Annotated in this window: 21 protein-coding genes; 9 read left to right on the plus strand and 12 right to left on the minus strand. The window is 72.6% G+C overall.

Translation table 11 applies throughout. From position 1 onward, the window contains the following. Positions 1-113: 113 nt before the first annotated feature. Both AB0H83_RS10500 and AB0H83_RS10505 read right to left on the minus strand, forming a co-directional pair. The gene (locus AB0H83_RS10500) at positions 114-2324 is read right to left on the minus strand and encodes a choice-of-anchor J domain-containing protein (protein WP_360090194.1); all 2211 of its coding nucleotides are present in this window, start codon (positions 2322-2324) and stop codon (positions 114-116) included. A 207-nt stretch (positions 2325-2531) separates the two neighbouring features. After that, positions 2532-3737 (minus strand): hypothetical protein, encoded by a 1206-nt coding sequence (locus tag AB0H83_RS10505; RefSeq protein ID WP_360090197.1) that lies wholly within the window; start codon positions 3735-3737, stop codon positions 2532-2534. 149 nt (positions 3738-3886) lie between these two features. On the opposite strand from AB0H83_RS10505, the gene AB0H83_RS10510 reads away from it, so the two are divergent. The 4 genes from AB0H83_RS10510 to AB0H83_RS10525 all read left to right on the plus strand — a co-directional run bounded on the left by AB0H83_RS10510 (position 3887) and on the right by AB0H83_RS10525 (position 6410). Further along, entirely contained in the window at positions 3887-4039 is a 153-nt protein-coding gene (locus AB0H83_RS10510) for a winged helix DNA-binding protein (protein ID WP_360090200.1), read from the plus strand. Between the two features lie 77 nt (positions 4040-4116). Then, on the plus strand, positions 4117-4809 hold the full coding sequence (locus tag AB0H83_RS10515) for a carbon-nitrogen hydrolase family protein (RefSeq protein ID WP_360090203.1): 693 nt from the start codon (positions 4117-4119) through the stop codon (positions 4807-4809). Next, positions 4806-5489: an FCD domain-containing protein gene (locus AB0H83_RS10520; RefSeq protein ID WP_360090206.1), complete on the plus strand. Its 684-nt coding sequence runs from the start codon at positions 4806-4808 to the stop codon at positions 5487-5489. The genes AB0H83_RS10515 and AB0H83_RS10520 overlap by 4 nt, the downstream gene beginning before the upstream one ends. 78 nt (positions 5490-5567) lie before the next feature. After that, positions 5568-6410, plus strand: coding sequence for a fumarylacetoacetate hydrolase family protein (locus tag AB0H83_RS10525; RefSeq protein WP_360090209.1), 843 nt, complete (start codon positions 5568-5570; stop codon positions 6408-6410). Here the strand turns inward: AB0H83_RS10525 and AB0H83_RS10530 are convergent. Beyond that, a complete protein-coding gene (locus AB0H83_RS10530) occupies positions 6407-7231 on the minus strand; it encodes a class I SAM-dependent methyltransferase (RefSeq protein ID WP_360090212.1) in 825 nt (274 codons plus the stop codon). The genes AB0H83_RS10525 and AB0H83_RS10530 overlap by 4 nt on opposite strands. Positions 7232-7314: 83 nt before the next feature. On the opposite strand from AB0H83_RS10530, the gene AB0H83_RS10535 reads away from it, so the two are divergent. Next, on the plus strand, positions 7315-8019 hold the full coding sequence (locus tag AB0H83_RS10535; protein ID WP_360090215.1) for a helix-turn-helix domain-containing protein: 705 nt from the start codon (positions 7315-7317) through the stop codon (positions 8017-8019). Positions 8020-8381: 362 nt separating this feature from the next. On the opposite strand, the gene AB0H83_RS10540 is transcribed toward AB0H83_RS10535, so the two are convergent. From AB0H83_RS10540 to AB0H83_RS10570, 7 genes are all read right to left on the minus strand, one after another. Continuing rightward, on the minus strand, positions 8382-8735 hold the full coding sequence (locus tag AB0H83_RS10540) for a DUF4406 domain-containing protein (protein ID WP_360090218.1): 354 nt from the start codon (positions 8733-8735) through the stop codon (positions 8382-8384). Continuing rightward, positions 8732-9607 (minus strand): DeoR/GlpR family DNA-binding transcription regulator, encoded by an 876-nt coding sequence (locus AB0H83_RS10545; RefSeq protein WP_360090220.1) that lies wholly within the window; start codon positions 9605-9607, stop codon positions 8732-8734. The genes AB0H83_RS10540 and AB0H83_RS10545 overlap by 4 nt, the downstream gene beginning before the upstream one ends. Before the next feature lie 76 nt (positions 9608-9683). Beyond that, positions 9684-10715: a lysylphosphatidylglycerol synthase transmembrane domain-containing protein gene (locus AB0H83_RS10550; RefSeq protein WP_360090223.1), complete on the minus strand. Its 1032-nt coding sequence runs from the start codon at positions 10713-10715 to the stop codon at positions 9684-9686. 308 nt (positions 10716-11023) lie between these two features. Next, positions 11024-15061 carry a glycoside hydrolase family 38 C-terminal domain-containing protein gene (locus AB0H83_RS10555; RefSeq protein WP_360090226.1) on the minus strand — a complete coding sequence of 1346 codons (4038 nt, stop codon included), beginning with the start codon at positions 15059-15061 and terminating at the stop codon, positions 11024-11026. Next, positions 15058-15921 carry a carbohydrate ABC transporter permease gene (locus AB0H83_RS10560; RefSeq protein ID WP_360090477.1) on the minus strand — a complete coding sequence of 288 codons (864 nt, stop codon included), beginning with the start codon at positions 15919-15921 and terminating at the stop codon, positions 15058-15060. Before AB0H83_RS10560 ends, AB0H83_RS10555 begins: the two co-directional genes overlap by 4 nt. A 26-nt stretch (positions 15922-15947) precedes the next feature. Further along, the gene (locus AB0H83_RS10565) at positions 15948-16925 is read right to left on the minus strand and encodes a sugar ABC transporter permease (protein WP_360090229.1); all 978 of its coding nucleotides are present in this window, start codon (positions 16923-16925) and stop codon (positions 15948-15950) included. A gap of 18 nt (positions 16926-16943) precedes the next feature. Further along, on the minus strand, positions 16944-18212 hold the full coding sequence (locus AB0H83_RS10570; RefSeq protein WP_360090232.1) for an ABC transporter substrate-binding protein: 1269 nt from the start codon (positions 18210-18212) through the stop codon (positions 16944-16946). Positions 18213-18704: 492 nt separating this feature from the next. Here AB0H83_RS10570 and AB0H83_RS10575 point away from each other — a divergent pair, with 492 nt between their 5' ends. Next, positions 18705-19466 carry a UDP-galactose-lipid carrier transferase gene (locus AB0H83_RS10575; RefSeq protein WP_360090235.1) on the plus strand — a complete coding sequence of 254 codons (762 nt, stop codon included), beginning with the start codon at positions 18705-18707 and terminating at the stop codon, positions 19464-19466. Here AB0H83_RS10575 and AB0H83_RS10580 read toward each other — a convergent pair. Both AB0H83_RS10580 and AB0H83_RS10585 read right to left on the minus strand, forming a co-directional pair. Beyond that, the gene (locus AB0H83_RS10580; protein ID WP_360090238.1) at positions 19429-19704 is read right to left on the minus strand and encodes an SDR family oxidoreductase; all 276 of its coding nucleotides are present in this window, start codon (positions 19702-19704) and stop codon (positions 19429-19431) included. The genes AB0H83_RS10575 and AB0H83_RS10580 overlap by 38 nt on opposite strands. Before the next feature lie 29 nt (positions 19705-19733). Beyond that, positions 19734-20243: a hemerythrin domain-containing protein gene (locus AB0H83_RS10585; RefSeq protein ID WP_360090241.1), complete on the minus strand. Its 510-nt coding sequence runs from the start codon at positions 20241-20243 to the stop codon at positions 19734-19736. A 47-nt stretch (positions 20244-20290) separates the two neighbouring features. Between AB0H83_RS10585 and lysX the strand changes: the two genes are divergently transcribed. From lysX to AB0H83_RS10600, 3 genes are read left to right on the plus strand one after another with little or no spacing between them, the layout of a single operon-like run. Further along, positions 20291-23539, plus strand: coding sequence for a bifunctional lysylphosphatidylglycerol synthetase/lysine--tRNA ligase LysX (gene lysX, locus AB0H83_RS10590; protein WP_360090244.1), 3249 nt, complete (start codon positions 20291-20293; stop codon positions 23537-23539). A 43-nt stretch (positions 23540-23582) separates the two neighbouring features. Then, a complete protein-coding gene (locus AB0H83_RS10595; RefSeq protein WP_360090247.1) occupies positions 23583-24311 on the plus strand; it encodes an IclR family transcriptional regulator in 729 nt (242 codons plus the stop codon). A 33-nt stretch (positions 24312-24344) separates the two neighbouring features. Next, complete coding sequence (locus tag AB0H83_RS10600; RefSeq protein WP_360090250.1) at positions 24345-24827, plus strand: cation:proton antiporter regulatory subunit; 483 nt, start codon at positions 24345-24347, stop codon at positions 24825-24827. Positions 24828-24833: the final 6 nt, after the last annotated feature.

Below are 24833 nucleotides of genomic sequence, written 5' to 3' on the forward strand. Positions count from 1 at the left end.
CAGGATTCCCTTCCCGCCCCGTGCCCTCATCGGTGAGCCTCAAAACGCGGCTCCTGACCCGGGCAGAGCAACGGGCACCCCTGCGAACAGGGGTGCCCGTCACCGTTGGTGCGTCAGGCGCTGCCGCCCGGCTGGACCACACCGTTCACCGTGAGGGTGTACGGCGCGTACTGCTGGACCTGCTCCGTCGGCTCGTCGTACGCGACGACCGCGACGACCTTCGGGAACAGCGACAGCAGCGCCAGCTGGATCCAGTTCAGCGAGAACGTGTTCTTCCCGGTGAACTCGAACTGCCAGGCGAGGTGGTTCGCCTCGTCGATGCCGACGAGCTTGATGTGCCAGTTGTGGACCTCGACCGGGTTGATCTCCGTCGGCGAGTCGAACGGGGCCAGGCTGGACCCGTCGCTCAGCGTGGTGCCGCCGAGGGTGATGTCGTCGATGAGCAGGCCGCCCTCGTTGACGCCGCCGTCGCTGACGTAGCGGAAGCCCAGCAGGATCGACTTGCCCGCGTACGCGGACAGGTCGAAGCTGTGCGCCTCGAAGCCGTTCGTCGTGCCGTTCAGGCCGGGACCGTACGGCGCCGCGACGGTCTTGTCACCGGGGATCGCGGTGTAGGTCGTGCCCCCGTCGGTGGAGACCACGACGTAGCCGTAGTCGTACCCGAGCTCGGCGCCGTACTTCGCCTGGAAGGTCAGCGTCGCGTTGGAGGCGGGGACCGTCACCGGGAGGACCGCGGTGGCGTCGGTGTTGTTGGCGTTGCCCGAGAACAGCACGGAGTTGCCCGGCCGGTCGGGGTCGTTGTTCACCAGCGTCCAGGCCAGCGGCACAGCCGGCAGCTGGGCGGCGCCCGTGAACTTCAAGGACCGCAGGTCCTTGCCCTTGATGGCCGTGCCGTTCTTCTGCAGCAGCACGTAGTCGGCACCGTTCGGGGCCGCTCCGGGCACGCTGTAGCTCTGCGTGTTCGCGAGGTTCACCGAGGAGCGGACGCTCTTCGACGTGACCTTCTTCTTGTCCGCGCCGAGCACGATGCTGAACCGCGAGTCGTCGAGGAGCTTGTCCAGCAGCACCGACGACTGGTAGTCGTGCAGCACCGTGTACACGTCCTTGGCGCCCTCGGCCTTCACCGCGGCGTCGAGGCTCACGAGCCCCTGCAGGTCGCCGTCGCGGTGCAGCCGCTCGATGATGTCCTGACCGTAGTGGTCGTAGAGGTAGAGCATCAGCTGGTACGCGTTGCCGTAGTCGGCGAGCACACCGGCGCCGCTGCCGCCCTCGCCCCAGAGGTTGAGCGAGTTCTGGGGGCCACCGCAGTCACGCGGGTTGGGGTTGAAGGGTGTCTGCACCGGGCCGTAACCCTGGAAGCAGTACAGGTGGCTGTCGCCGCCCTTGTCGTAGACCGTCTTCGTGCCGTCCACGTACCCGGTGAGCGTCTGCGCGAAGTCCGCCAGACCCTCGTTCATCCAGGTCGTCTCGTTCGGGTCGACGTACGACAGCAGCAGGTGCTGCCACTCGTGCGCGAACGTGCCCTCGTAGAGGGTCGGGCGCGCCGGGCGGCTGGTGCACACGTCGCTGCTCGGCGCGTCGACGGGGTTGGCACCGGTGCGGTGCTCCCAGTCGTACGCGTCGATCGTCATGACGTTGCGGTCGAACAGCTCGTTGAACTGCGTCGAGAAGAAGCCGGCGATGTAGGTCGTCGCGGCCGGGAACGTGTAGTAGTTGTCGTCCCGGACGTTGTCGACCAGCGTCACCGTCTTCTCGCCGCCGCCGGTGTACACGCCGCCGTTGCCGTTGGCGTCCGGGCCGAGCAGCGCGTTGCTGCCGTCCCGGTTCGGCGGCGTGCTGAAGGCCGCGGTCTCCTTCGGGTACATGTTGGTGTCGAACTCGTGGATGAAGTTCGCCACCTGCGCGTCGGTGACCGTGGTCGTGTTCGGCACCGCGTTACGGCAGTCGCCCGCCGGGAACGAGGTGTCGACCGCGACCCAGACCTCGATGTGCTCACCGACGCCCCGCAGGACGTAGTCCTTGCGGTACAGCCGGCCTTGGTAGTCGTCCGAACCCAGCCACTGACGGACCGTGCCGACGGCCGGGGTCTCCCCCGCAGCCAGCGCACGCCTCTGCGCCGGCTTGGCCATCTTCGACGTGTCGACCAGCTTGCCGTCCAACGTGAAGTTCGTGCGGGTCATGTGCCGCGTGTCGGACGTCTTGCTCGCACTGGACGCCGCAGGCGCCTTGACCGGGGCCGCCGACGCCGGGGAACCCGGCAGGGCGACGAGCACCGGCGCGGCGAGGACGACGACCGCGGTCGTGACCAGGCGTTTTCGCACCATGAAGCCTCCTCAAGTCGGCCTGCCGCACCGGGCGGGGTGACCGCAACCGGAACCGGGCAGACCGAACCCGTGATGATATTGACAACGCACACTATCGCCGGGGCATCCATCGGCAACCGTCGCATCGAAGTGCGAGGGTGTCGACGAGGGCACCCGATGATTCAGTGCGATCAATGTACTGATTCGCCCCGGCCCGGCCGCGGCGCCTCAGCAGGCGGGTGCGGCGCCGGAGGTCGAGGAGATGTACGCGTGGCTGACGTACTGCCCGGCGCCGACGCGGTCCCAGCGGGTGGTCGTGCCGTAGGGCCCGGCGATGGACTGCCCGGTGACCCAGCACTCGATCGGCACCTGGGCGTACGTGGCCGCGTACCCCTTGCTGGCGAAGCTCGAACCGGCCCCGGCGCGGATGTTGAGCGGCCCGCTGCCGATCACGCCGCGCGGCCCGCCGCCGGTCCACAGGTAGGCGACGTCGACCCACGCGTTCGTGGCGAGCTGCAGGCCGTCCCAGAAGACGCCGTCGGCGAGGTCGATCCCGGCGGGGTTGGCCACGGTACGCCCGAACTGGTCCTTTCCTCCGTTGTAGCCGCTCTGGTACGCCGCCTGCGCCTCCGGCAGGCCCTGCGGCAGGTCCTTCCACGACTGCCGGGTCGCCGGCGGGTTCCAGTAGTCGTCGGTGGTGTTCCACGGCCCGACGTCCCAGACCGGCGCGAACTCGCACCGCGCGCCGCTGGTCGTGCAGACCCGCACGGTGTAGTCGCCGGTGCCCTTCGGCGCCAGGCCGCGCCGTGACGGCAGCGCCACGAAGTGGTCCCGGCTGGTGATGACGTGCCCGTTGGCGGTGGTGCCGCCGACCAGGCCCTCCCGGGTGGCGTAGACGCGGTACACGGCACCGGCGGCGGCGAGCGGCCTCGGGGCGCCGGCCGTGCGGCCGGCGGTGAGCCGCACGGAGGTGACGGACGCGGCGCCGGTCAGCACCACCCGGACCTGCACGGTGCCGACCGGCTCCGGCAGCGCCGCGCCGGCCGCCTGCCACTCGGTCCACCGGTCGCCGGCCTGGCCGCGGTACTCGACCTCGACCCCGCCGGCGGGGCCGGCGACCTGCGCCGTGACGTGCGCGGCGACCTGGTCGGAAGGGGTCGCCAGGGTGTGCGGCGCGGTCAGCAGCAGACCCTGCGGGACCGGGGCGCGCCGCCCACCGGGTGCTGCGGCCGGGTCGGCCAGCCGCAGCGCGCCGCCGGACCAGGTGACGTTGACGTCGTCGCCGCCGACCGCGCTCAGCGCCGCGGACCACGTGTCGGACGCCTCCGCGACCGCCTCCGGCTGGCCCGGGGTGGCATGGGCGGGGGCGGCGGGCAGGGCGCCCAGCAGCGCGAGGCCGCAGGCCGCGAGGGTGAGGAACCGGCGGGTCGACACCCCCGCAGCCAATCATCGATATCAATGAGTGTCAAGCCGCCGGCAGCGCCGGGTAGTCCGTGTAGCCGGTGTGGTCGCCGCCGTACGCCGTGCTGTAGTCGGGCACGTTGAGGTCCGCACCCGCCCGCAGCCGGTCCGGCGCGGCGAGCATGACCCGCGGCGTCCAGCGCCTGGAGCGGGCCGGCTACGTCCGCCGCGTCGCCGACCCCGCCGACGGCCGGGCCGCCCTGGTCGAGCCGACCCCGGCGAGCCTCGTGCTGCGCGAGCGGATCGAGGTGCTGTGGTCGCGGCTGGAGGCCTGAGCCCCGCCGAGCAGCGCGCCACCCTGCGGGCGTTGCACCGCCTCGAGAACAACCTGCCCGGCACGTAGGATTCACGGATGCTGCTCACGGTCGCCGTCGCCCAGCCGGTGTGCGTGCCGCACGACGTGGCCGCCAACGCCGCCACCCATGCCGCCGTCGTCCGCGCCGCCCAGGCCAGGGTCGTGGTGTTCCCCGAGCTGTCGCTGACCGGGTATGAGCTGGACGCCGCCCTCGTGCCGCCCGACGACCCGGCGCTCGCGCCCCTGGTGGCGGCCTGCCGGGACACGGGGACCCTGGCCCTGGCCGGCGCGCCCGTCGACGGCCCGTGCATCGGGATCCTCGCCGTCGACGGCGTCGCGGGCACCGTCACCGTCGCGTACCGCAAGCTGTATCTGGGCGACTCGGAGCAGTCCCGCTTCCGGCCCGGCCCCGAGCCGGAGGTCATCACCGTCGAGGGCCGCCGCCTCGGGCTCGCCGTCTGCAAGGACACCGGCGTGCCGGAGCACCAGGCCCGCACGGCCGCGCTCGGCATCGACGGGTACGTGGCGGGCACGCTCATGTTCGCCGAGGAGACCGCCGAGCAGGACGCCCGCGGCGCCCGCATCGCCGCGGCGCACGGGGTGTGGGTCGCGTTCGCCAGCTTCGCCGGCCCCACGGGCGACGGCTACACCCACACCGCCGGCCGGTCCACGATCTGGGCGCCGGACGGCGCGGCCATCGCCACGACGGGCGCCGCGCCGGGCACGTTCACCGTCGCCGGCCTGCCGTGAACGGCCCGGGGTTCGTGAAGCTGCGGCGCACGTCGGCGGCGGCGGACGCGGCCCGCAGCATCCAGCAGATGATCGTCGACGGCCGGCTCGCGCCCGGGCAGCGGCTGCCGGCCGAGCGGGAGCTCAGCGAGCTGCTGGGGATCAGCCGGCCCACGCTGCGCGAGACGATCCGCTCCCTCGTCGGGCTCAACATCCTGGAGAGCCGGCACGGCGCCGGTACGTTCGTCGCGGCGCTGGACACCGCGACCCTGCTGGAGCCGATGCAGTTCGTGATGGCGCTCAACGAGCGCACGATCGGGGAGCTGTTCGAGGCCCGGCTGCTGCTCGAACCGGCCCTCGCCGCGCTCGCCGCCGAGCGGGCCACCGCCGCGCAGGCTGCGGCGATGCGGGCCGCGATGGCCGGCGCCGACCAGATCGAGGCCGACCTGCTGCTGCACCGCCTGGTCGCCGAGGCCTCCGGCAACGCGCTGCTCGCCGCGATGCTCGAGTCGCTGTCCACCCTGGGCCGCTCCAGCCGGTCGATCACCGCGGCCCGCCCGGGCGTGCGCCGGCGCACCGCCGCGGACCACGAAGCGATCGTCGCCGCCGTGGAGCGCCGCGACCCGGACGGCGCCCGCGCCGCGATGACCGCCCACCTGGAGCACATCGCCGCCGCCGCCCGGGCCTCGCCGCCGCCGTAGCCGGTCGCCACCCCATGCGGGCCCCGCCCGTTCGATTGGCTTGACCACTTGGCCACTTTGGTCGTACCGTGGCAGCCCATGAAGCTTGCCCGGCTCGGCCCTTCAGGTGCGGAACGACCCGTGGTGCTGGACGCGGACGGCGTCGTGCGCGACCTGTCCGGCCTGACCCGCGACATCGACGGCCCATTCCTGGCCGCGGACGGCATCGGCCGGGTCCGCGCCGCCCTCGACGCTGGCACCCTGCCGGTGCTCGCGGACCCGCCGGCCCGCACCGGCGCGCCCGTCGCCCGGCCCGGCAAGGTGGTCTGCATCGGCCTCAACTACCGCGCCCACGCGGCCGAGTCCGGTGCCGAGCCGCCCGCCGAGCCGGTCGTGTTCATGAAGGCGCCGGACACCGTGGTCGGCCCCGACGACGACGTGCGCATCCCGCGCAACAGCGTCAAGACCGACTACGAGGTGGAGCTGGCCGTCGTCATCGGGCGGCAGGCGCGGTACCTGGACAGCCCCGCAGACGCCGCCGACTGCATCGCGGGGTACGCGGTCAGCAACGACGTCTCCGAGCGGGAGTTCCAGCTGGAGCGCGGCGGCCAGTGGGACAAGGGCAAGTCGTGCGAGACGTTCAACCCGCTCGGCCCGTGGCTGGTGCCCGCCGGCGACCTGACGGTGCCCGAGCTGCGGCTGCGCTCCTGGGTCAACGGCGAGCCCCGCCAGGACGAGGTCGCCGGCGACATGATCTTCGACGTGCCGCACGTGATCTGGTACCTGAGCCAGTTCATGGTGCTGCACCCCGGCGACGTCGTGAACACCGGCACGCCCGCCGGGGTGGCGATGGGCCTGCCGGGCCAGCCGTACCTGCGCTCCGGCGACGTCATGGAGCTGGAGATCGACGGGCTGGGCCGGCAGCGGCAGCGCCTCGTCTAGCGGGTGCGGCCGACGTACAGCAGGTACTCCCAGTCCATCGCGCCACCACCGAGATCGTGCCGGCGGGCGAGGTCCAGCAGGGCCTCGTCCAGCGCCGCGACGGCGTCCGGGCGGTCGGCGACGGCGCGGTAGACGGCGATCGTCGGGCCGTACGTGCGCTTGAAGAACTCCAGGAACGCCTCCGCGGTCGCGAACACCCCGACGCGCAGCATCCGCCGCTGCGCCACGACCTCGGTGACCGCGTCGCCGAACAGGCCCCGGACGTGCGCCTCGCTGCCCCACAGCGGCGGCGGCTGCGCACCGGGCGGCGGGGGCGGCGCGTAGGGCTTCATCGTCGCGAACATCTGCCCGATGAACCCCTCCGGCGTCCAGTTGACCAGCCCGACCGTGCCGCCGGGCCGGCACACCCGCACCAGCTCGCCGGCGCTCACCGCGTGGTGCGGCGCGAACATCACCCCGACGCAGGACATGACGGTGTCGAACGCGCCGTCGCCGAACGGCAGCGCCTCCGCGTCGGCCACCTGCCACGCGAGGTCCACCTGCCGGCGCCGCGCCAGGTCCGCGCCCACGTCGAGCAGCTCGGGGCACAGGTCGGTGGCCACGACGTCGGCGCCGGCCTCGGCGGCCGGGATCGCCGCGTTGCCGGAGCCGGCGGCGACGTCCAGGACCCGCGTGCCGGGCCCGGCCCCGACGGCCTCCACGAGGGCGGGCCCCAGCGACGGGATCACCTCGGCGGCCACGGCCGCGTAGTCCCCCAGCGCCCACATGGCCCGGTGCTTGCTCTTCAACGCCTGGTCGGCGGTCATCTCAGCGGTCTGCATACGTTCGACCGTAGAAACCGCCGGCAGCGCGCAACTAGTACAGGATCTGTACCAGTCGCGCAGCCGACAGCTACGGTGCGCGCATGGGAGCGTCGTACTACCAGTTCTGCCCCGTGGCCAAGACCATGGAGCTGCTCGACGAGCGCTGGACCCTGCTCGTGGTCCGTGAGCTCGTCGGCGGCGACCGGCACTTCAACGACCTGCGCCGCGGCCTGCCCCGCATGTCGCCGACGCTGCTGTCCAAGCGCCTGCAGCACCTCGTCGCCGCCGGCATCGCGGAGCGGCACAAGAGCGGCAGCGAGGTGCGGTACCGCCTCTCCCCCGCCGGTCAGGAGCTGGCCCCGATCGTGAGCGCGCTCGGCGAGTGGGGCATCCGCTGGATCGGCCACCTCGGCGACCAGGACCTCGACCCGAAGATCCTGCTGTGGGACATGCACCGCCGGGTCGACCACGCCGCGGTGCCGGCCGGCCGGACCGTGATCCAGTTCCAGTTCCCGGCCGCCCCGGCGCCGCAGCGCAACTGGTGGCTGGTGCTCACCCCCACCGACGCCGACGTGTGCGACGCCGACCCGGGCTTCGACGTCGCCGTGCGCGTCACCGCCGACCTGCGCAGCATGGTCGAGGTCTGGCTCGGCGACCTGGCCTGGTCCGACGCCCTGCGCAGCGGCGCCGTCGACATCCAGGGCCCCGAGGACCTGCGCCGCGGCGTGCCCGCCTGGTTCAAGCTGATCTCCTTCGCCGGCGTCCCCCGCCCCACCCGCCGCCAGCGCCCCGTCGGCCTGCCCTGATGCCCCCGGCGCACCGGTGATCTTGCCCGGTTGATCGAAGTCGCGTCGTGGTCGTCCAGACGACCGGCACGCGACTTGGATCACCACGGTGGTCCGGCCGGCAGGCAACCCCCAGTCGGTCAGCGGGACGGGCCGGCCCAGTGTGCGCGGCCCATGCCGCCACCTCCGCTGCGCTGCGGGCCGGTCATGCCGCCACCTCCGCTACGCTCCGGCGCCGGCCTGAGCCCCACCCTGAGCCCACGACTCGCAACCCTCCGCTACGCTCCGGGCCGCTCATGCCGCCACCTCCGCTACGCTCCGGCGCCGGCCTGAGCCCCACCCTGAGCCCATGACTCGCAACCCTCCGCTACGCTCCGGGCCGCTCATGCGGACGGGACCTCGGTGAGCGCGGTGTAGATGTGCTTGCCCTCGGCGCGGGCCTGGGCGACCATCTCGTCGGCGCCGGCGGACGGGCCGCCGATGCGCAGGACCGCGTCGCAGCGGGTCAGCAGGCGAGCCGAGATCGGGTGGAAGATCTCGTCGAAGACGGGGTCGCCGACGGTGGTGGAGCCGGCGCGTTCGATCAGCGGCAGGGCCAGGGCCTCGCCGGTGACCGGCAGGTGGCCGGCGCGGAAGAGGTGGACGGCGGCGTCGTTCATGGCGTCGACGTTGGCGCGCAGCTTGGCGGGGTCGTCGCCGGTGCCCGAGCGGTACGGGCCGGCTACCAGGATCATCATGGGGATTCCTCGGGGGTTTCGATGGTGATGACCTCGACGCCGGAGGTTCGCAGCGCCGAGAGGGTGGCGGTGGCGGCCTCGCCGGTGAGGGAGGCCGTGCCGGAGGTGACGAACGTGTCGGCCGCATCGAGCGGGGCGACCCGGGCGAACGCCTGGACGCCGAGCTTCGTGGCGTCGGCGACGACGACGGTCCGGCCGGCGCGGCGCAGCGCGGCCCGCTTCACGGCGGCGTCGTCGAGGTCGAACTCGGACCAGCCCAGGTCGTGATGGACCGCGCCGATCGACATGACGAACGTGTCGAAGCGCAGCTGCTCCAGGGCGCTCAGGGCGAGGGGGCCGACCAGGCTGCGCTCGCCGGCGCGGGACTCGCCGCCGAGGATGAGCAGCCGGATGCCGGGCTGGTCGGCGAGCCGCACCGCCGCCTGCAGGCTCAGCACCGCCACCGTCAACGGCGCCCCTGAAGGCGCCCCTGAAGGCGCCCCTGAAGGCGCCCCGGCCGGCGCCCCTGACAAAACCCCGGCGGCGCCGAAGCGGGCGGCGATCGCGGCCGCGACCGCGGCCGTCGTGGTGCCGGCGTCGAGCAGCACGGTGCTGCCCGGGGCGAGCAGCTCCGCGGTCGCGCGGCCGAGCCGGGCCTTCGTGGCGGCCTGCCACTGCTCGCGGACCGCGAACCCGGCCTCGTCGCCCGGGACGTCCAGGGCGACGGCGCCGCCCCGGACCCGCCGGACCAGGCCCTGCTCCTGGAGCTGGTCGAGGTCGCGGCGGACGGTCATCTCCGACACGCCGAGGCGGCCGGCGAGCTCCGCCAGGGTCAGCCGGCCGCTGCCGCGGACCAGGCGCAGGGTCAGGTCGAGTCGATCCGGTACGTGCACGGACCGAACCTAACACCAACGTGTGAAGTTTGAAAGATCTTTGTTAGCTCCACGCCACAGCTTCACGCCGCCAGCTTCACGCCACGGGAGTCGGGTGGTGGTGGGGCTCGGGCTCCGGCACAGGCGTCCCGCGGCCGCGCAGGGTCGCGTACGCCAGCGCGCCGAGCGGGATGATGATCCAGCAGGACAGCAGCCGGTAGACCAGCATCGCCGCGGCGGCCGGGCCGTTCGCCGCCCCGGCGGACACCAGGCCAGCGAGCAGCGCCACCTCGACCACGCCGATCCCGCCGGGGCTGATCGGCACCTGTCGGACCAGCTGCACCGTCAGGTACACGGTCGCGAGGGCCACCGGGCTCACGTCGATGTCGAACGCGGCCACCGTCGCGGCCAGGCACGCGAAGTCCAGGCCCCAGTTGACGGTGGCGTGCATCAGCGAGAGCACCCACGAGCGCGGCGGCAGGTGGCGCAGGTCGGCCACCGTGCGTGCGACCGACGCCCGGCCGCGCTCGATCAGCCCGGGCCGCGGGCCCGGCGGCGGGTCGTCGGCGGCGAGGTCGGTGGCGGGCGCGGGCGGGCGGCGCGACAGCAGGAAGTCCAGGCCGAACACCACGGTGGCGATCACCAGCAGCGCGATCACCAGCACGAGCGTGTCGGCGTTGCCGGTGGCGCCGCCGCGCGGGATGAGCACGACCGCGCCGTACATGAGGACCAGGGCGACCCCGGACAGCACGGAGGACAGCACGGCCACGGCGCCGGCGGTGCGGCGGCTGGCGCCCGCGGTGCGGAACTGGCGGAACGCGAACCCCGCCGACATCGCGGAGCCGGCGGGCAGGCTGAAGGAGATCGCGGAGCGGGTGACCGTGACGGCGACCGCGCGGGGCACCGACATCCGCACCCCGAAGCCGGCCAGGAGCCGGCGCTGCTGCAGGGCGAAGTGCCGCAGGGACGTCATCTCCGCGGCGGCGGCCAGGACCAGCCACCACGGGGCCGCCGAGGTGATGGTGGCGGCGATCTGCGCCGGGTCCGGCAGCTTGTCCTTGAGCGTCAGCGCGGCGACGCCCAGCACGACGAGCAGTGCGACGATGCGCAGCGCCCGCTTCGTGCTCATACGGAGTACTGTCGCACCTCCGCCGGGGGATGCACCCGGCGAACGCGTTACAACGTGAGCTGTGCCGCTGATGCCGTCGCCGTGAGCCGGCGTGGCAGGCTGATGACCATGAAGCGGCCGTCGAAGGTCGACCTCGGTGACACGTTGCCCACGGACGAGGCGGTGGCCCGGCTGGAGGCAGGCGCGGCTGCGCCGGCTGCGTGACGGACCCGGGCGGGTCGGCACCGCCGAGGCGCCGCCGGCTGGGTGCTGCTGGCGTTCGTCCGGCGGGAGCCGGTCACCGGTTCACCGGCTGCGGCGGGCCCGGATCAGGAGGCGGCGCGCACGACGATGCGGACGGGTTCGCTGTAGGCGATCCGGCCGAAGGCGCTGATCTTCGGCTGGGCCCAGAACTCCCCGGGTGGCGTCCCGACCGGGACGGCGACGGGAAACTCGACGTTCAGTGTGGACCCGGGCGCGACGGTGAAGCCCCGGGTCGGCTCGCCCGTCAGCGGCCAGATGTAGTGCGGGGTGATGAGCTGGGCGTACCCCTGCAGCGGCGTGCGCAGGTCGTGGCTCACCCGCACCCGGACGTGACCACGTGCCCCGGGGGCCAGCGTGAGTTCCCTGACGTCGGCGTGCGCGTGCAGCAATGGCCCCGGCGCGGGCCGGCCCACGGGCACGACGAGGGCGTCCTGCAGCTGCTGGCCCCGGTGGGTGATGCTCGCCGCGACCGCGTACCAGCCGGGTTCGGCGTCGTCGGGGGCCGTGACGGTGACCGGCACGCTGACGTGGCCACCCGCGGCGACGGTCACGGACCTCGATCGGGGGCTGGCGGCCCACCCTTGCGGCGCCCCGACGAGCAGGTCCCCGTCGTAGCCGGCGTCGGCGTCGTCGCAGACGATCTGCGCGCACAGCCGTACACCGGCGTCCTGCGGCTGGTCGTCCGGCCGGAGGGTGAGCGTGACCGGCAGGTTCCCCATGGGGGCGGGGCCGCAGTTGTGCAGCCAGTAGCGGGTGAACACGGGCTGCACGGGTTCGGTGCCCGCCGCGAGTGCCGTCCTGCCCCGTTCGGCGCGAGCCGGTGACAGGGCCAGCGACGTGATCCGGTACCCCTCGACGTCGACCCGCAGCCGCCGGCCGTCGTGCCCGACGGGCGTGCCGGGGCGGTCGAGCAGGTCGGCGGTCGTGGCCGAGGCGATACCGCCGGCGAGGCGGATCGCGACGCTGCCGGAGCGGCCGTGGGGCTCGTAGCCGCGGACGATCAGGCTGTCGCACGCGTCGGCGGGCACCGCGGAGCCGGTGGCGAGCGGCTCCCCCCGCGGCTTGACCGCGGTGACGACGAAGTCCCCGGCGGGCTCGACGCTCAACAGGGATCCGGTGGCCGGCAGCGCCCCGTCGCCGGCCGGTGCGGCGGTGGCGGCGAGCGGATGGTTGACCGACTGGCCGGCGGCGACGAACCCGGCGGCACGCCATCCGCCGGCGCCGCTCACCAGGTGGTACTCGAAGCGTCTGCTGGTCTGGTGCTGGAAGCTGCGCCCGCCCGGTGCGTTGCGGTCCGGGAAGTTGATCGCGGTTCCGGTGGGCCAGCCGGTGCACGCGCGGGTGAGCGACATGTTCAGCGTGCCGTCGGGCTCGACCGCGAAGCCGGGGGTGCCGCGGTTGAGCAGCGCGACGGCGTAGTCCTCGACGGCTGTCTCGCCGTGGTGCAGGTCGGACGGTTGCGTGACGTGCACGGTCGCGTCGCGGACGTCGTCGAGGAAGTCGGTGAGGGCGTTGCGCTCGGCGTCCGCGTCGGCGCCGGCGATCAGCAGGACGGGCAGGTCCCGGATCGAGCGCACGTCGGCGCCAGGCCGCCAGACCTCGCGCAGCGGCCGCTCGGCCGGTATCCAGAGGCGGGCCGTGCCGGTGGCCGCGAGCTGGGCGGCCAGTTCGGCGGCGTACGGCGCCGGCACCTGGTCGAGGAGTTCGGCGACGAACGTGTTGCGCTGCGGGGTGCCGACCGCGACACGGCAGTCGGGGAGGTTGGAGTCGGTGTCCAGCGCGCCGTACCGGTTTCCCGTCGCGTTCGTCACCGTGGCGGTGACACCCGCCCGGGCCAGCGCGACGGCGAGCCGCCGGGTCGAGGGCCGGCCTTCGTCGCCGTCGGCGACGACGATCTCGGCGACGGACACCGCTCGCGAGCGCCCTGCGCGCCCTGAGGGCTCCTGCGGATCGTGCAGGTGGACGGTCAGTGCGGCGGCGAGGCCGAACCACTGGTGCGCGGTGTTGTCCAGCGTCCGGGGGTGCTCGGCCGCGTCGGCGTCGAGCAGGGCGTAGCCGCGGCCGATGGCGGCGGCGGCGGTCTCGCTGACGGGCATGCCGCCGGGGATGTCGCAGGGCATGCGCACCCGCAGGAGCCGGTCGGTGGCGGCGAACCCGTCGATGTCCGTGGCGAAGTCGATGCGGTCGATGCCGTGCCACAGCGTGGTCCGCTGCGTGTAGCGACATCCGTCGACCGTCGCGGTGGCCGTGATGCGCTCACCGATCGGGCAGTGCTCGACGGTGACGGTCGCCGCGGTGTCCGCGCTGCGCCAGGCGACGGCGTGCGGCAGCAGGTGCCACGGGCCCTCCCCGAAGTCGGGGTGGTCGCGGTGCTCGGCGACGCAGACCAGCTCGTTGCCCACCCGGCCCGGCGGCAGGATGTCCCGGCCGGCGGCGAGGTCGGTGATCTCGGTCAGGGCGCCGCCCCGCGCGGGATCGGCACGGACACGGTAGCGGTCGTTGGCGATGCCGGTCGCTTCAACGACCTGCCACGTGGCCGCCGATGACCGCACGGTGCCGGGCAGGAGACGGTAGGTGCGGTAGCCCATCGACGGCACGTCGCGGGCGACCCACCGCAGCCGCGCCCGGCCCGGCCGGTCGCCGGCGGCGTGCGCGAGGACTTCGGTGAGGCACGGGACCGGGACCCCGACGTCGTCGGTGACCGTGACCGCCGCGGCCGGGTCGAGGTCGATCTCCAGGCAGACGGTGTCCGTGCGGGGATGTGACAGCGGGTTGAACACGACGACCGCGGTGCCCGCTCCGCGGGTGTCGACGTGCCGGGCCAGGTGCCGGCGGGCCGCCCGGTCCACGTCGGCGGCCAGGTCGTGCGCCTCGCGCCAGCCGGCGACCAGGTCGAGGTAGACCTGGTCGGACTGGGTGCCGGTGACCGCGTCGTGGTGCGCGCCGAACAGCAGCAGCCGCCACGCCTTGTCGACGGCCGCAGCGGGGTAGGCGGCGCCGTGCAGCGCGGCGAACGTGGCCCACTTCTCGGCGTCGAGCAGCAGCGTCTCCACCAGGCGGTGGGCCTGCTTCGTGTCGATCGCGGTGACGTCCTTACCGGTGTAGATCGGGTTCATGTCGCGGGTCTGTGGCGTGGCGTGCACACCCCTCGCGGCGAGCTCGTCCCGCACGGCGGCGAAGAAGTCGCGGGGCAGGCCGCACCGCAGCCGCACCTGCGGGTACCGCTGCTCCCAGGCCGCGTGCAGATCGGTGACCCAGCGCATGGGAGGGCTGAAGTCGCTGCCGAGCGGGATCATGACGTTGCGGGTCGCGGCGGCCGGGTGCAGCTGGGTGAACAGCTCGTGCAGCTGCGCCGCGGCCGTCTGCGGATCCTGGGCGGCGTCGAGGCTGAAGCCGGCCGAGTAGTGCCCGGCCATGTAGTGGGTGAGCAGGCCGTCGCCGCCGGGCGACACCCACTCGAACTCGGTGGGGAACTGGACCGGCGCGAACGGCTTGCGATGCTCGCGGATGTCCCAGCTGGTCAGCATGGGCCCCCACTGGTGGTAGGGGCCGCGGGCGAACGCGATCGAGGTCAGCCCGGCGCCGGCCATCACCTGCGCGAACTGCGGGTCGTGGCCGAAGACGTCCAGTTGCCACGCGGTGGACGGGACACCACCGACGACGTGCCGCTGGAACCCGATGCCGTGCACGGCGTTGCGGATCGTCGTCTCGATGCCGGTGAGGTTGGTGTTGGGCTCGTTGTAGGTGCCGCCGACCAGCTCCAGGCGGCCGTCCGCGATCAGTCGCCGGATGAGTGCCCGGTCCTCCGGATATGTGTCCCAGTACGGCTTGAGGTAGTCGACCTCCGCGAGGACCACGCTGTACCGCGGATCCTCGCGGATCTTCGCCAGGTGCGCCTTGACGAGGCTGAACGCGCTGTGCCCGGGCCAGGCGTAACACGCCTCGCCCGCGACGGGGGCGTGCGGCTGGTCCTGCGGCTGGTCCTGCGGCTGGTCCTGCGGCTGGTCCTGCGGCTGGTCCCAGGTCTGGGTGTACGCGGACTGGGTGTTCCACCACACCGGGTCGTAGTGGAAGTGCGGGATGAGCCAGACGGTCCAGGTCACGCCTTCACCGCCCCCTGCATGATCCCGCCGATGATCTGCTTGCCGAGCAGGAGGAACACCAGCAGCACGGGTGCCGTGCTGATCAGGGTTCCGGCGAGCACGAGCGAGTAGTCCATGTAGTAGCCGCCGGCCAGGGAGGACAGTGCGACCTGGGCGGTCGGGTTGCCCTGGCCCAGCGCCAGCAGCGGCCAGAAGAAGTCGTTCCAGGCGTTCATGAAGGTGAACAGCGCGAGGACCGCGGCGATGGGCCGCGCGGCGGGCAGCACGACGTGCCAGTACAGCCGGTGCGTCGAGCATCCGTCCATCCGGCCCGCCTCCAGCAGCGCGTCGGGCAGCGCCTCGGACAGGTACTGGCGCATCAGGAAGACGCCGAACGCGGACGTGGCCGCCGGGACGATGACCGCCTGCAGGTGCCCGGTCCAGCCCAGCCACTGCGACATCATGATGTACAGCGGGATGATGCCCAGCTGGGCCGGCACCATCATCGTCACGAGCAGGAACCCGAGCAGGGCGTTGCGGCCGCGGAACCGCAGCTTCGCGAACGCGAACCCGGCCAGGGTGCTGGTGAGCACGACGCTGACCGTGACCACGGTGGCGACGATCATCGAGTTGAGCAGGGCGAGGCCGAAGTTCGCCTGGGTGTACGCCTGTTGCAGGTTCTGCCACAGGTGGCTGCCGGGCAGCAGCCGGGGTGGCCAGCTGCCCGCCGTGGCGTTGTCGTTGGACGCCGCGACGAGCGACCAGTACAGCGGGAACGCCGACACCACGGTGATGAGCCCGAGCAGCAGGTAGGTCCTCGTGCTGGCGCGGCGCTTGCCCGGCGCGGCGGTCCGCCCGCGGCCGCGGCGAGCGCCGGTCATGGCCCGGGAGACCGGGATCAGGGTCGTCATGCGGAGCTCCGGATGCGTCGGGACAGCAGGTAGTTCCCGCCGACCGCCAGTACGATGATCATGAACATGGCCCAGGAGACGGTGGCGGCGTAGGAGTACTTGCCGTGGGTCCAGAACTGCTCGTACACGTACATGGCGAGGGTCTGGAACTGGCGGGAGTCGCCGCCGGTCGGGCTCATACCGGGGTTGAACATCAGTGGTTCGGTGAACAGCTGGATCGTGCCGATCGTCGACATGATGACGGTGAAGATGATGGTCGGGCGCAGCGCCGGGACGGTGATGGTCCAGAACTTCCGGAACTGGCCGGCGCCGTCGAGGTCCGCCGCCTCGTAGAGGTCGTCCGACACGGCTTGCAGCGCGGCGAGGTAGATCAGGGCGTTGTAGCCGGTCCAGCGCCAGGTCAGGATGACGGCCAGGGCCAGCCACGACTGCCAGGTGCCCCCCTGCCAGTCGACCTTGCCCAGGCCGACCAGGCTGAGCACCCAGTTGATCACGCCGACGTCCCGCCCGAACAGCTGGGCGAAGATCACTCCGACGGCGGCCACCGAGGTGATGTTGGGCAGCAGGACGCCCATCCGCAGCAGGGTGCGGGCGCGCATCCGGCGGTGCAGCAGGTGGGCGATCCACATCGCGAACAGCAGCTGCGGCACGGTGCTCAGCACCCCGATCACGGCGGTGTTGCGCAGCGCGTTCCAGAAGTATTCGTCGTGCAGGAGCCGCGCGAAGTTGCCCAACCCGACGAAGGTCTGATCACTGCCGGGTATGTCGCGGTTCCACTGGGTGATGGCCATCCATCCGGTGTAGAGCAGCGGGAACAGGCCGAACGCCGCGAACACCACGAAGAACGGTGCGATGTAGAGGTATGGGGTGCCACTCAGGTCGAATCTGTGGCGCAGGCCGGGCCACCGCTTGACCTTCTCCGGCACGGCGTCCGGCCGCTCGGGCAGCACCGGCGCGGGTGCGATCACTGCCATCAGGCTCGTCGTTCCTTTCTACGGCTCGGTGGCATTCGCGACGTCCTTGAGGACCTGGCGCCACGCCTGGTCGGGTCGTTGCTTGCCCTTGTCGACCCGGTTGATCCCGAGGCCGATCAGCGGTCCGATGTCGCCGTCCTTGGGGCCCTGGTACTGCGGCCGCAGGGTGCTCGCCGACTCGGTGAAGATCCGGCCGGTAGGCGCGTCGTTGAAGAAGGCGTTGGTGTTGCCGAGCACCGCGGGGTCGTCGTAGAGCGCGGCCTGGCTGGGCAGGTGACCCTGGGTGCGGAAGATCCGGCTCGCCTGCTCGGGCGCGGTCAGGAACCTGGCGAGTTCGGCGGCCTCCTTGCGGTGCTTGCTCTGCTTGGGCACGGTCAGGAACGAGCCACCCCAGTTGCCGCTGCCGCCGGGGATCTTGGCGATGTCCCACTTGCCGCTGGTCTGCGGCGCGTTCTGCTTGATGGTGTCGGTCATCCACGCCGGGCAGGCCACGGTGGCGAAGGCTCCTCGCTGGAATCCGGCGTTCCACTGCTGGCTGAACGTCGCCAGCTTCGCCGACTCGCCGGCCTGCACGGCCTCGACCACGAGGTCGAACGCCTCCTTGACGGCCGGGTTGTCCGCCACGACCACCTCGTTGTCGGGGTTGGTGTAGCCGACCGGCGCCTGGCCGATCATGGCGTTGAAGATGTTGGAACCGGAGTCGAACCAGGCCACGCCGTCGGGCGCGTTGGCCTTGAACCGCTTGCCGGTCGCGATGTACGACTGCCAGTCCGGCCACAGCGCGGCCACCCGGTCGCGGTCGGTCGGCAGGCCGGCCTGTGCGAACAGGTCCCGGCGGTAGCACATCGCCAGGCCGCCGATGTCGGCTCCCAGCCCCATCAGGCTGCCGTCCGCGCCGGTCGCCTGCTGCGACTTCCACGGTAGCCACTGGCCCGGGTCGGCGCCGTACTCCCGGAAGTCGACGAACTTGTCGGACATGACCTTGAACTTCGCGATGTAGCCACCGTCGATGGCCTCGATGTCGCCGGTTCCCGATCCGCCCAGCAGGCGCGCCTGCAGGTTCTTGTGGTGGTCGTCGTACGAGACGACGTGCTCGACGATCTTGATTCCGGGGTGGCTGCGCTCGTACTCGGCGTACAGGTCGCGGTATCCCAGGTCGCCGAAGATCTCGACCACGAGCGTCGTCTGGCCCGGCTTGGCGGAACCGCACGCGCCGAGCGACGTGGCGACGAGCGCGAAGCAGCCCAGCATCAGCGCGGCCAACGCTGCGGGCCTGCGGGTACGCATCGGATCTCCTTCAGGTGTTCGGGCTGCTGGCAGGATCGGACGCGAGGAACGCAGCGCGGCAGCACCGCACGACGAGTGCGTCATCGAATCCGGATTCGGCCGAGGGGCCGTCGCCGGCCCGGTCGACCCGGGCACGGGCGCGAGGCCGCGGCGGAGGCGCTAGCAGGACGACGGCTTCGTGCAATGCGGTCAGAGCGCAGTGCACCGGGCCTTCGCGGCGGCGGCCGGCACCGGCCGCAGCGAACTTCGCGGGAGCGGCACCGACTGCCGGAAACACTAGCCCGCTCACTTTGACCTGTAAAGCCTGAATTGCGGGAAACTTTCGCATTGTCCACTTAGCAACTATTGCGTGATCAAGTTTGCCCGTCCTCATCGGACGCCGGATCCCGGCCGACAACGGCGGACCCGCCACGACCAGGAACAGCACTTCGCCGGCGACCCGTAGGCTGTACGCAGCCACAGACGCCCGGGACAAGACGCGAGGATCGCAGCATGAGCCGCCTCTCCAAGGTCGATCTGGCGGTCGACCTCTCGAAGAAAGAAGCCCGAGATCGTCTCGAAGCGGCCCAGCAACGTCTGCTGCGGCTACGCCTGCTCCTCGGCGGTCAACTCGGCGATCACAACATCGGACCTCCCCTGTGCGTCGTGTTCGAAGGCTGGGACGCCTCCGGCAAAGGGGGCAGCATCAAACGCCTCGTTGCCCCGCTCGACCCCCGCCACGTCCGAGTCGCGCAGTTCGCCGCACCCACCTACGACGAAAAGAGGCATCACTTCCTCCAGAGGTTCTGGGCCGTGCTGCCCGGCTGGGGAGGCATGAGCGTCCTCGACCGCTCGTGGTACGGACGCGTCCTTGTCGAACGCGTCGAAGGCTTCGCCACCGCCAAGCAATGGACGCGCGCCTACGACGAGATCGTAGAATTCGAACGCACCCTTACGGCTGAAGGCATGATCCTCATCAAATTCTGGATGCATGTCTCCGCCGACGAGCAACTACGCCGCTTTCAGGACCGCTCGAGCGATCCGCTCCGATCCTGGAAGCTCACCGACGAGGACTGGCGCAACCGTGAACGCCGAGCAGAGTACGAATCCGCGGTCGAGGACATGCTCGAGAAGACCGACAAACCCCGCGCCCGCTGGCACGTCATCGCCGGCGACAGCAAGCAGTACGCCCGGGTCGCCGTCGTCGAGCAGGTCTGCCACACCATAGAAACCGAACTCACCAAACGCGGCTACAACCTCCACGACGCCGACTGACAGCGCGGCCGGCGTTGTTGACCGCGATGTCCAGCGAGCCGAAGCGGGTGACAGCGTCCTCGACGAGCTGCCGGACGTCGCCCTCGCGGCGCACGTCGGCCTGCATGAAGACGGCGCCGCCCGGCAGGTCGGCGTCGTGGCGGCCGGCGACCACCACGTCCGCGCCCTGCTCGGCGAACGCCGCCGCGGTGGCCCGTCCGATGCCGGTGAGGCCACCGGTGATCAGCACAGTTGTCATGGGCCGGTAGGTCCCCCGCAACGCGCCGGCTATTCCTTGCTGTGCTCCTGGATGTAGCGCTGCGGGTCCTTGTCGCGGAACGTGAGGCCCTTGCCGCTGGGGTGCTCGCCGTAGAACGTGAGCCACTGCGCGCCGAGGTCGATGCGCAGCCGCATGTCGGCGTGCCTGCGGAAGTCGGGCAGCACCTCGTCCTCCTCCTCGGCGAGGTGCTCGCTGTTCTCGGTGCGGGCCGCCCAGACGGCCTTCCACCACTCGTCGGAGCCGACCTTCGCGCGCCCGGCGGCTTCGATCGCGTCACGGATCTTGTTGTGGTCGCGGATCGCGTCGTCGGTCTCCTCCTTGGTCTCCTCGGAGGGGGAGCGCTTGAGCAGGTGCGGGTACAGGATCCGCTCCTCGGCCTCGGCGTGGATCTCCAGGTGCAGGGCCAGGGCATCCCACACGGCGGTGAGCTGCTCCTCGCCCCGGGCGTCGTCGAGGCGGGCGAACCCGCGGCGGAACGCGTCGTGGTCGTCGAGGATGAGCGCGGTGATGTCGTCCATGCCCGCATCATCACCCGGCGCGGAGATTCCGAAACGCGGCGCGCATCATGGCTGGCGTGAAGACGCTGCATGGCAGGCTCCCCGACTGGCTCGCGGGCGGGCTGCTCGCCGTGGCGGCCCTGTGCGCCGTCGCCGCCGTCTCCGCCGCCCTCGGCTCACGGGTCCACCCCGTCCGGGTCACCGTCGACGCGCTGCTGATGCCGGCGCCGGCGAACCTCGGCTACGCCGCGATCCTGGCCACCCTCGCCGCCGCGGTGCACAACCGCAAGCGGGTCATCTTCTGGGTGCTGCTGGTGTTCCTCGGGCTGCAGGGCATCTTCGACGTGTCCGTGCTGCTCGGCGGCGCCGAACGCGGCGAGGAGGCGCGCGAGCTGCGGCTGCCGTGGCACGGCGCGGCGGCCGGCCTGGCCAACGTGCTGATCACCGCGGTGCTGCTCGCCCTGCTGTGGCTGGCCCGCGACGGGTTCTCCGCCCGGGTGCAGCGGGCCAGCCTGCCCAAGGCGGTCGTCACGCTCGGCGCGCTGCTCGCGTTCGGCATCGCCGTCGGCTGGGGCCTCGTCGAGCTGTTCCCCGGCTCGCTCGGCGCGGGTGCGGGGCGCCTGGCGTACAGCGGCCAGACGGTCCTCGGCGGCGCCTTCGGCTTCGACGTCGGCCGGCAGGGCCGCGCCCCCGGCTGGGTCAACCTGATCCTCGGCGCGTTCGGCGCGGCCGCCCTGTTCGCCGCGGTGTTCGCGCTGCTGCGCTCCCAGCGGGCGACCGCGTCGCTGGACACCGACGAGGAGCGGCGGGTCCGGCAGCTGCTGGCCGAGCACGGCCGCCGCGACTCGCTCGGCTACTTCGCGACCCGCCGGGACAAGGAGGTCATCTTCTCCCCCAGCGGCCGCAGCGCCGTCACGTACCGGGTGGTCTTCGGCGTCTCCCTGGCCAGCGGCGACCCGATCGGCGAGCCCGACGCGTGGCCGCCGGCGATCGAGGCGTGGCTGCGCGAGGCCCGCGACTACGCGTGGACGCCGGCGGTGATGGGCGCCGGCGAGGAGGGCGCGACCGCGTACGCCCGCGCCGGGCTGCGGGTCCTCGAGCTCGGCGACGAGGCGATCCTGCACGTGCGCGACTTCGACCTGGAGGCGCCCCGGCTGCGGCAGGTGCGCCAGGCGGTGCACCGGGTCGAGCGGGCCGGGTACACGGTGCGCATCCGCCGCCACGCCGACATCGGCGCCGCGGAGATGGCGCGGATCATCGAGCTCGCCGCCCGGTGGCGCGACACGGAGACCGAGCGCGGGTTCTCGATGGCGCTCGGCCGGCTCGGCGACCCCAACGACGGCCGGTGCGTGCTGGTCGAGGCGCACGACCGCGAGGGCCGGGAGGTCGCGCTGCTGTCGTTCACGCCGTGGGGCACCGACGGGCTGTCGCTGGACCTGATGCGCCGCGACCGCGCGTCGGACAACGGCCTCGTCGAGTACATGGTGGCCACGCTCATGCGCGAGGCGCCGCGGCTGGGCGTGACCCGGGTGTCGCTGAACTTCGCGGTGTTCCGGGCGGTCTTCGCCGACGGCGCCCGCATCGGCGCCGGTCCGGTGCTGCGGCTGTGGCGGGCGCTGCTGCTGTTCGCGTCGCGCTGGTTCCAGCTGGAGTCGCTGTACCGCTCCAACGTGAAGTACAGCCCGCAGTGGCTGCCGCGGTTCCTGTGCTTCGAGGACGTGCGGGACCTCGCGAAGGTCGGCCTGGCCTCGGCGGCGGCCGAGGGGTTCCTGGTCGTGCCCAGCCTGCGGACCCTGCTGCGGCGCGGCACGCCGGCGCCGGCGGACGCGCCGCGGGAGCTGATCGGGCTCGACCCGCAGCCCTTGGCCGGGCGCAAGGTGCCCGAGCAGGTCCGGGTCCGCCTCGACAAGCTCGACGCGCTGCGCCGCGACGGCGTGGAGCCCTACCCCCCGGGGTACGCCCGCACCCACAGCCTCGCGGAGGTCCGCGCCGCGCACGCCGGCCTGCCGCCGGACACCCGCACGGCCGAGCGGGTCGGCGTCGCCGGCCGGGTGGTGCGGCTGCGCGACCACGGCGCGCTGTGCTTCGCCACGCTGCGCGACTGGTCCGGCGACCTGCAGGTACTCGTCACCGGAGACCCGTCGTTCGCCGCCACCGTCGACCTCGGTGACCACATCGGTGTCGGCGGCGTCGCCGGTACGAGCCGGCGCGGCGAACTGTCCGTCTTCGCCGACTCGTGGCAGCTCACCGCGAAGTGCCTGCGACCGCTGCCGGACAAGCACCGTGGGCTGGCGGACCCGGAGGCGCTGGTCCGGCAGCGGCACGTCGACCTGATCGTCAACCAGGCGCCCCGCGACATGGTCCGGCTGCGCTCCGCGACCGGCTTCGCGCTGCGCAGCGCCCTGCACGGCCGCGGCTACGTCGAGGTGGAGACGCCGGTGCTGCAGCCGGTGCACGGCGGAGCGAACGCCCGGCCGTTCGTGACCCACTCCAACGCCTACGACATGCGGCTGTTCCTGCGCATCGCCCCGGAGCTCTACCTCAAGCGCCTCGCCGTCGGCGGGGTCGAGCGGGTCTTCGAGATCGGCCGCAACTTCCGCAACGAGGGCGTGGACGCCACCCACAACCCCGAGTTCACGATGCTGGAGGCGTACGAGGCCTACGGCGACTACACCTCGATGCGGGTCCTGGCCCGGGAGCTGATCCTGGCGGCCGCCGAGGCGGGCCCCGGCCCGGTGCTGACCCGCGACGGGCACACCGTCGACCTGCGCGACGAGTGGCCGGTGGTCGGCGTGTACGAGGCCGTGTCGCGCGCCGCCGGCGCCGAGGTCACCCCGGCCGACCCGGTGGACGCGCTGCGGACGCTGTGCGACCGGCTGGGCGTCGCGTGGCAGGACGGGTGGACCCACGGCCAGCTGGTCCTGGAGCTGTACGAGCACCTGGTCGAGGGCGTCACCGTGCGCCCGACGTTCTACACCGACTTCCCGGTCGACGTGTCGCCGCTGACCCGCGGGCACCGCGACGACCCGCGCCTGGCGGAGCGGTGGGACCTGGTCGCGTTCGGCATGGAGCTGGGCACCGCGTACACCGAACTGGTCGACCCGGTCGAGCTGCGGGCCCGGCTGACGGCGCAGTCGCTGCGGGCCGCCGCCGGCGACCCGGAGGCGATGTCGCTGGACGAGGACTTCCTGGACGCGTTCGAGTTCGCGATGCCGCCCAGCGGCGGGCTCGGCCTCGGCGTCGACCGGCTCGTCATGCTGTTGACCGGGCGTTCGATCCGCGAGACGCTGCCCTTCCCGCTGGTGAAAAAAGGGTGAGATCTGATGTTTGAACGCGGCGCGGATGGGAAGCAGAGATCGAATGTCCATCGCTGAGGACAGCCCCACGCTCGATGTGCTGGAGCGCCTGTCGGCCGCTACCGACCGGATGACCTTCGACTCCCTGCTCCGTCAGCTCAACCTGCCCGAGGGCGTGCTGCGCGGCCGGCTGCGCAGCCTCGTGGACCGCGGCTGGGTGCACGCCGAACCCGACGACAGCTACACGATCGGGGTCGGGGCGCTGCGGCCCGGCAGCGCGTACCTGCTCACCGACCGCACCGTCCGGCTCGCCGGGCCGCTGATGGCGCAGCTGCGCGACCGGCTCAGCGAGGCGGTGCGGCTGGTGCGCCTGGACCCGCCGGGCATCGTGTGCATCGCCAGCCGGGAGGCGCCGCACGACGTGGTCGGCTCCGCCGTCGGGCGGCGGATGCCGGCCTACGCCACCGCCAGCGGCAAGGCCATCCTCGCCGGGCTGCCCCGGGAGCGGGTCGTGGAGCTGCTCGACCGGGGCGTCGAGGCGCACACCAGCGACTCCGTCGTGGACCGGGCGGCGCTGTTCGAGGAGCTCGCCGAGACCCGCGCGCGCGGCTGGGCGTACGAGCGCGGCCAGTTCCAGCCCGGTGTCGGCTGCGTCGCGGCGGTCGTGCCCGGCACCGCCGACGCGATCAGTGTCGGGGTGCCGCTGGCCCGGCTCACCGACGACCACGCCACCGAGATCGCCGCCAACCTGATCCGCACCACGGACGAGCTCGGCGAGGCGCTGCGCCGCTGACCTGACATTGATCCATCTCCGGTATCATGGGGTATGCACGTCGAGCGCACGAACCTCCCCGGCATCGGCACGAGCCACGTGGTGACCACCGCCCGAGGCCGCCGCATCGGCATCGTCTCCCACCGCAGCGGCAGGCGCGACCTTGTCATCTACGACAAGGAAGACCCCGATACGAGCGTGGTGTCCGTCGCGCTGTCCGCCGAGGAGTCCAACGCGCTCGCCGAGTACCTCGGCACGGCGCGCATCGTCGAGCACCTCGCGGAGCTGCAGCGGCAGGTGACCGGGCTGGTCACCGAGCAGCTGGCGATCGGGCCCGGCTCGCCGTACGACGGCCGCACCCTCGGTGACACGCAGGCGCGCACCCGCACGGGCGCGTCGATCGTCGCCGTGCTGCGCGGCGGCACCGTGCACGCGAGCCCCCGCCCCGACTTCGGCCTGCTCGCCGGCGACACCATCGTGGTCGTCGGCACCGCCGCCGGCACCGAGGGCGTCGCGACGCTCCTCACCGACGGATAGGGGACG

This window comes from Dactylosporangium sp. NPDC050688 (genome assembly GCF_040654515.1).
GTDB lineage: Bacteria > Actinomycetota > Actinomycetes > Mycobacteriales > Micromonosporaceae > Dactylosporangium.

Bases quoted from the DNA above. Each gene is read 5' to 3' on its own strand.
- AB0H83_RS10515 (WP_360090203.1), top strand. From the start codon at position 4,117: ATGCTGCTCACGGTCGCCGTCGCCCAGCCGGTGTGCGTGCCGCACGAC.
- AB0H83_RS10595 (WP_360090247.1), top strand. From the start codon at position 23,583: ATGTCCATCGCTGAGGACAGCCCCACGCTCGATGTGCTGGAGCGCCTG.
- AB0H83_RS10580 (WP_360090238.1), bottom strand. From the start codon at position 19,704: ATGACAACTGTGCTGATCACCGGTGGCCTCACCGGCATCGGACGGGCC.
- AB0H83_RS10585 (WP_360090241.1), bottom strand. From the start codon at position 20,243: ATGGACGACATCACCGCGCTCATCCTCGACGACCACGACGCGTTCCGC.
- AB0H83_RS10530 (WP_360090212.1), bottom strand. From the start codon at position 7,231: ATGCAGACCGCTGAGATGACCGCCGACCAGGCGTTGAAGAGCAAGCAC.
- AB0H83_RS10500 (WP_360090194.1), bottom strand. From the start codon at position 2,324: ATGGTGCGAAAACGCCTGGTCACGACCGCGGTCGTCGTCCTCGCCGCG.
- AB0H83_RS10570 (WP_360090232.1), bottom strand. From the start codon at position 18,212: ATGCGTACCCGCAGGCCCGCAGCGTTGGCCGCGCTGATGCTGGGCTGC.
- lysX (WP_360090244.1), top strand. From the start codon at position 20,291: ATGGCTGGCGTGAAGACGCTGCATGGCAGGCTCCCCGACTGGCTCGCG.
- AB0H83_RS10535 (WP_360090215.1), top strand. From the start codon at position 7,315: ATGGGAGCGTCGTACTACCAGTTCTGCCCCGTGGCCAAGACCATGGAG.
- AB0H83_RS10510 (WP_360090200.1), top strand. From the start codon at position 3,887: ATGACCCGCGGCGTCCAGCGCCTGGAGCGGGCCGGCTACGTCCGCCGC.
- AB0H83_RS10540 (WP_360090218.1), bottom strand. From the start codon at position 8,735: ATGATGATCCTGGTAGCCGGCCCGTACCGCTCGGGCACCGGCGACGAC.
- AB0H83_RS10575 (WP_360090235.1), top strand. From the start codon at position 18,705: ATGAGCCGCCTCTCCAAGGTCGATCTGGCGGTCGACCTCTCGAAGAAA.
- AB0H83_RS10550 (WP_360090223.1), bottom strand. From the start codon at position 10,715: ATGAGCACGAAGCGGGCGCTGCGCATCGTCGCACTGCTCGTCGTGCTG.
- AB0H83_RS10525 (WP_360090209.1), top strand. From the start codon at position 5,568: ATGAAGCTTGCCCGGCTCGGCCCTTCAGGTGCGGAACGACCCGTGGTG.
- AB0H83_RS10565 (WP_360090229.1), bottom strand. From the start codon at position 16,925: ATGGCAGTGATCGCACCCGCGCCGGTGCTGCCCGAGCGGCCGGACGCC.
- AB0H83_RS10600 (WP_360090250.1), top strand. From the start codon at position 24,345: ATGCACGTCGAGCGCACGAACCTCCCCGGCATCGGCACGAGCCACGTG.
- AB0H83_RS10560 (WP_360090477.1), bottom strand. From the start codon at position 15,921: ATGACCGGCGCTCGCCGCGGCCGCGGGCGGACCGCCGCGCCGGGCAAG.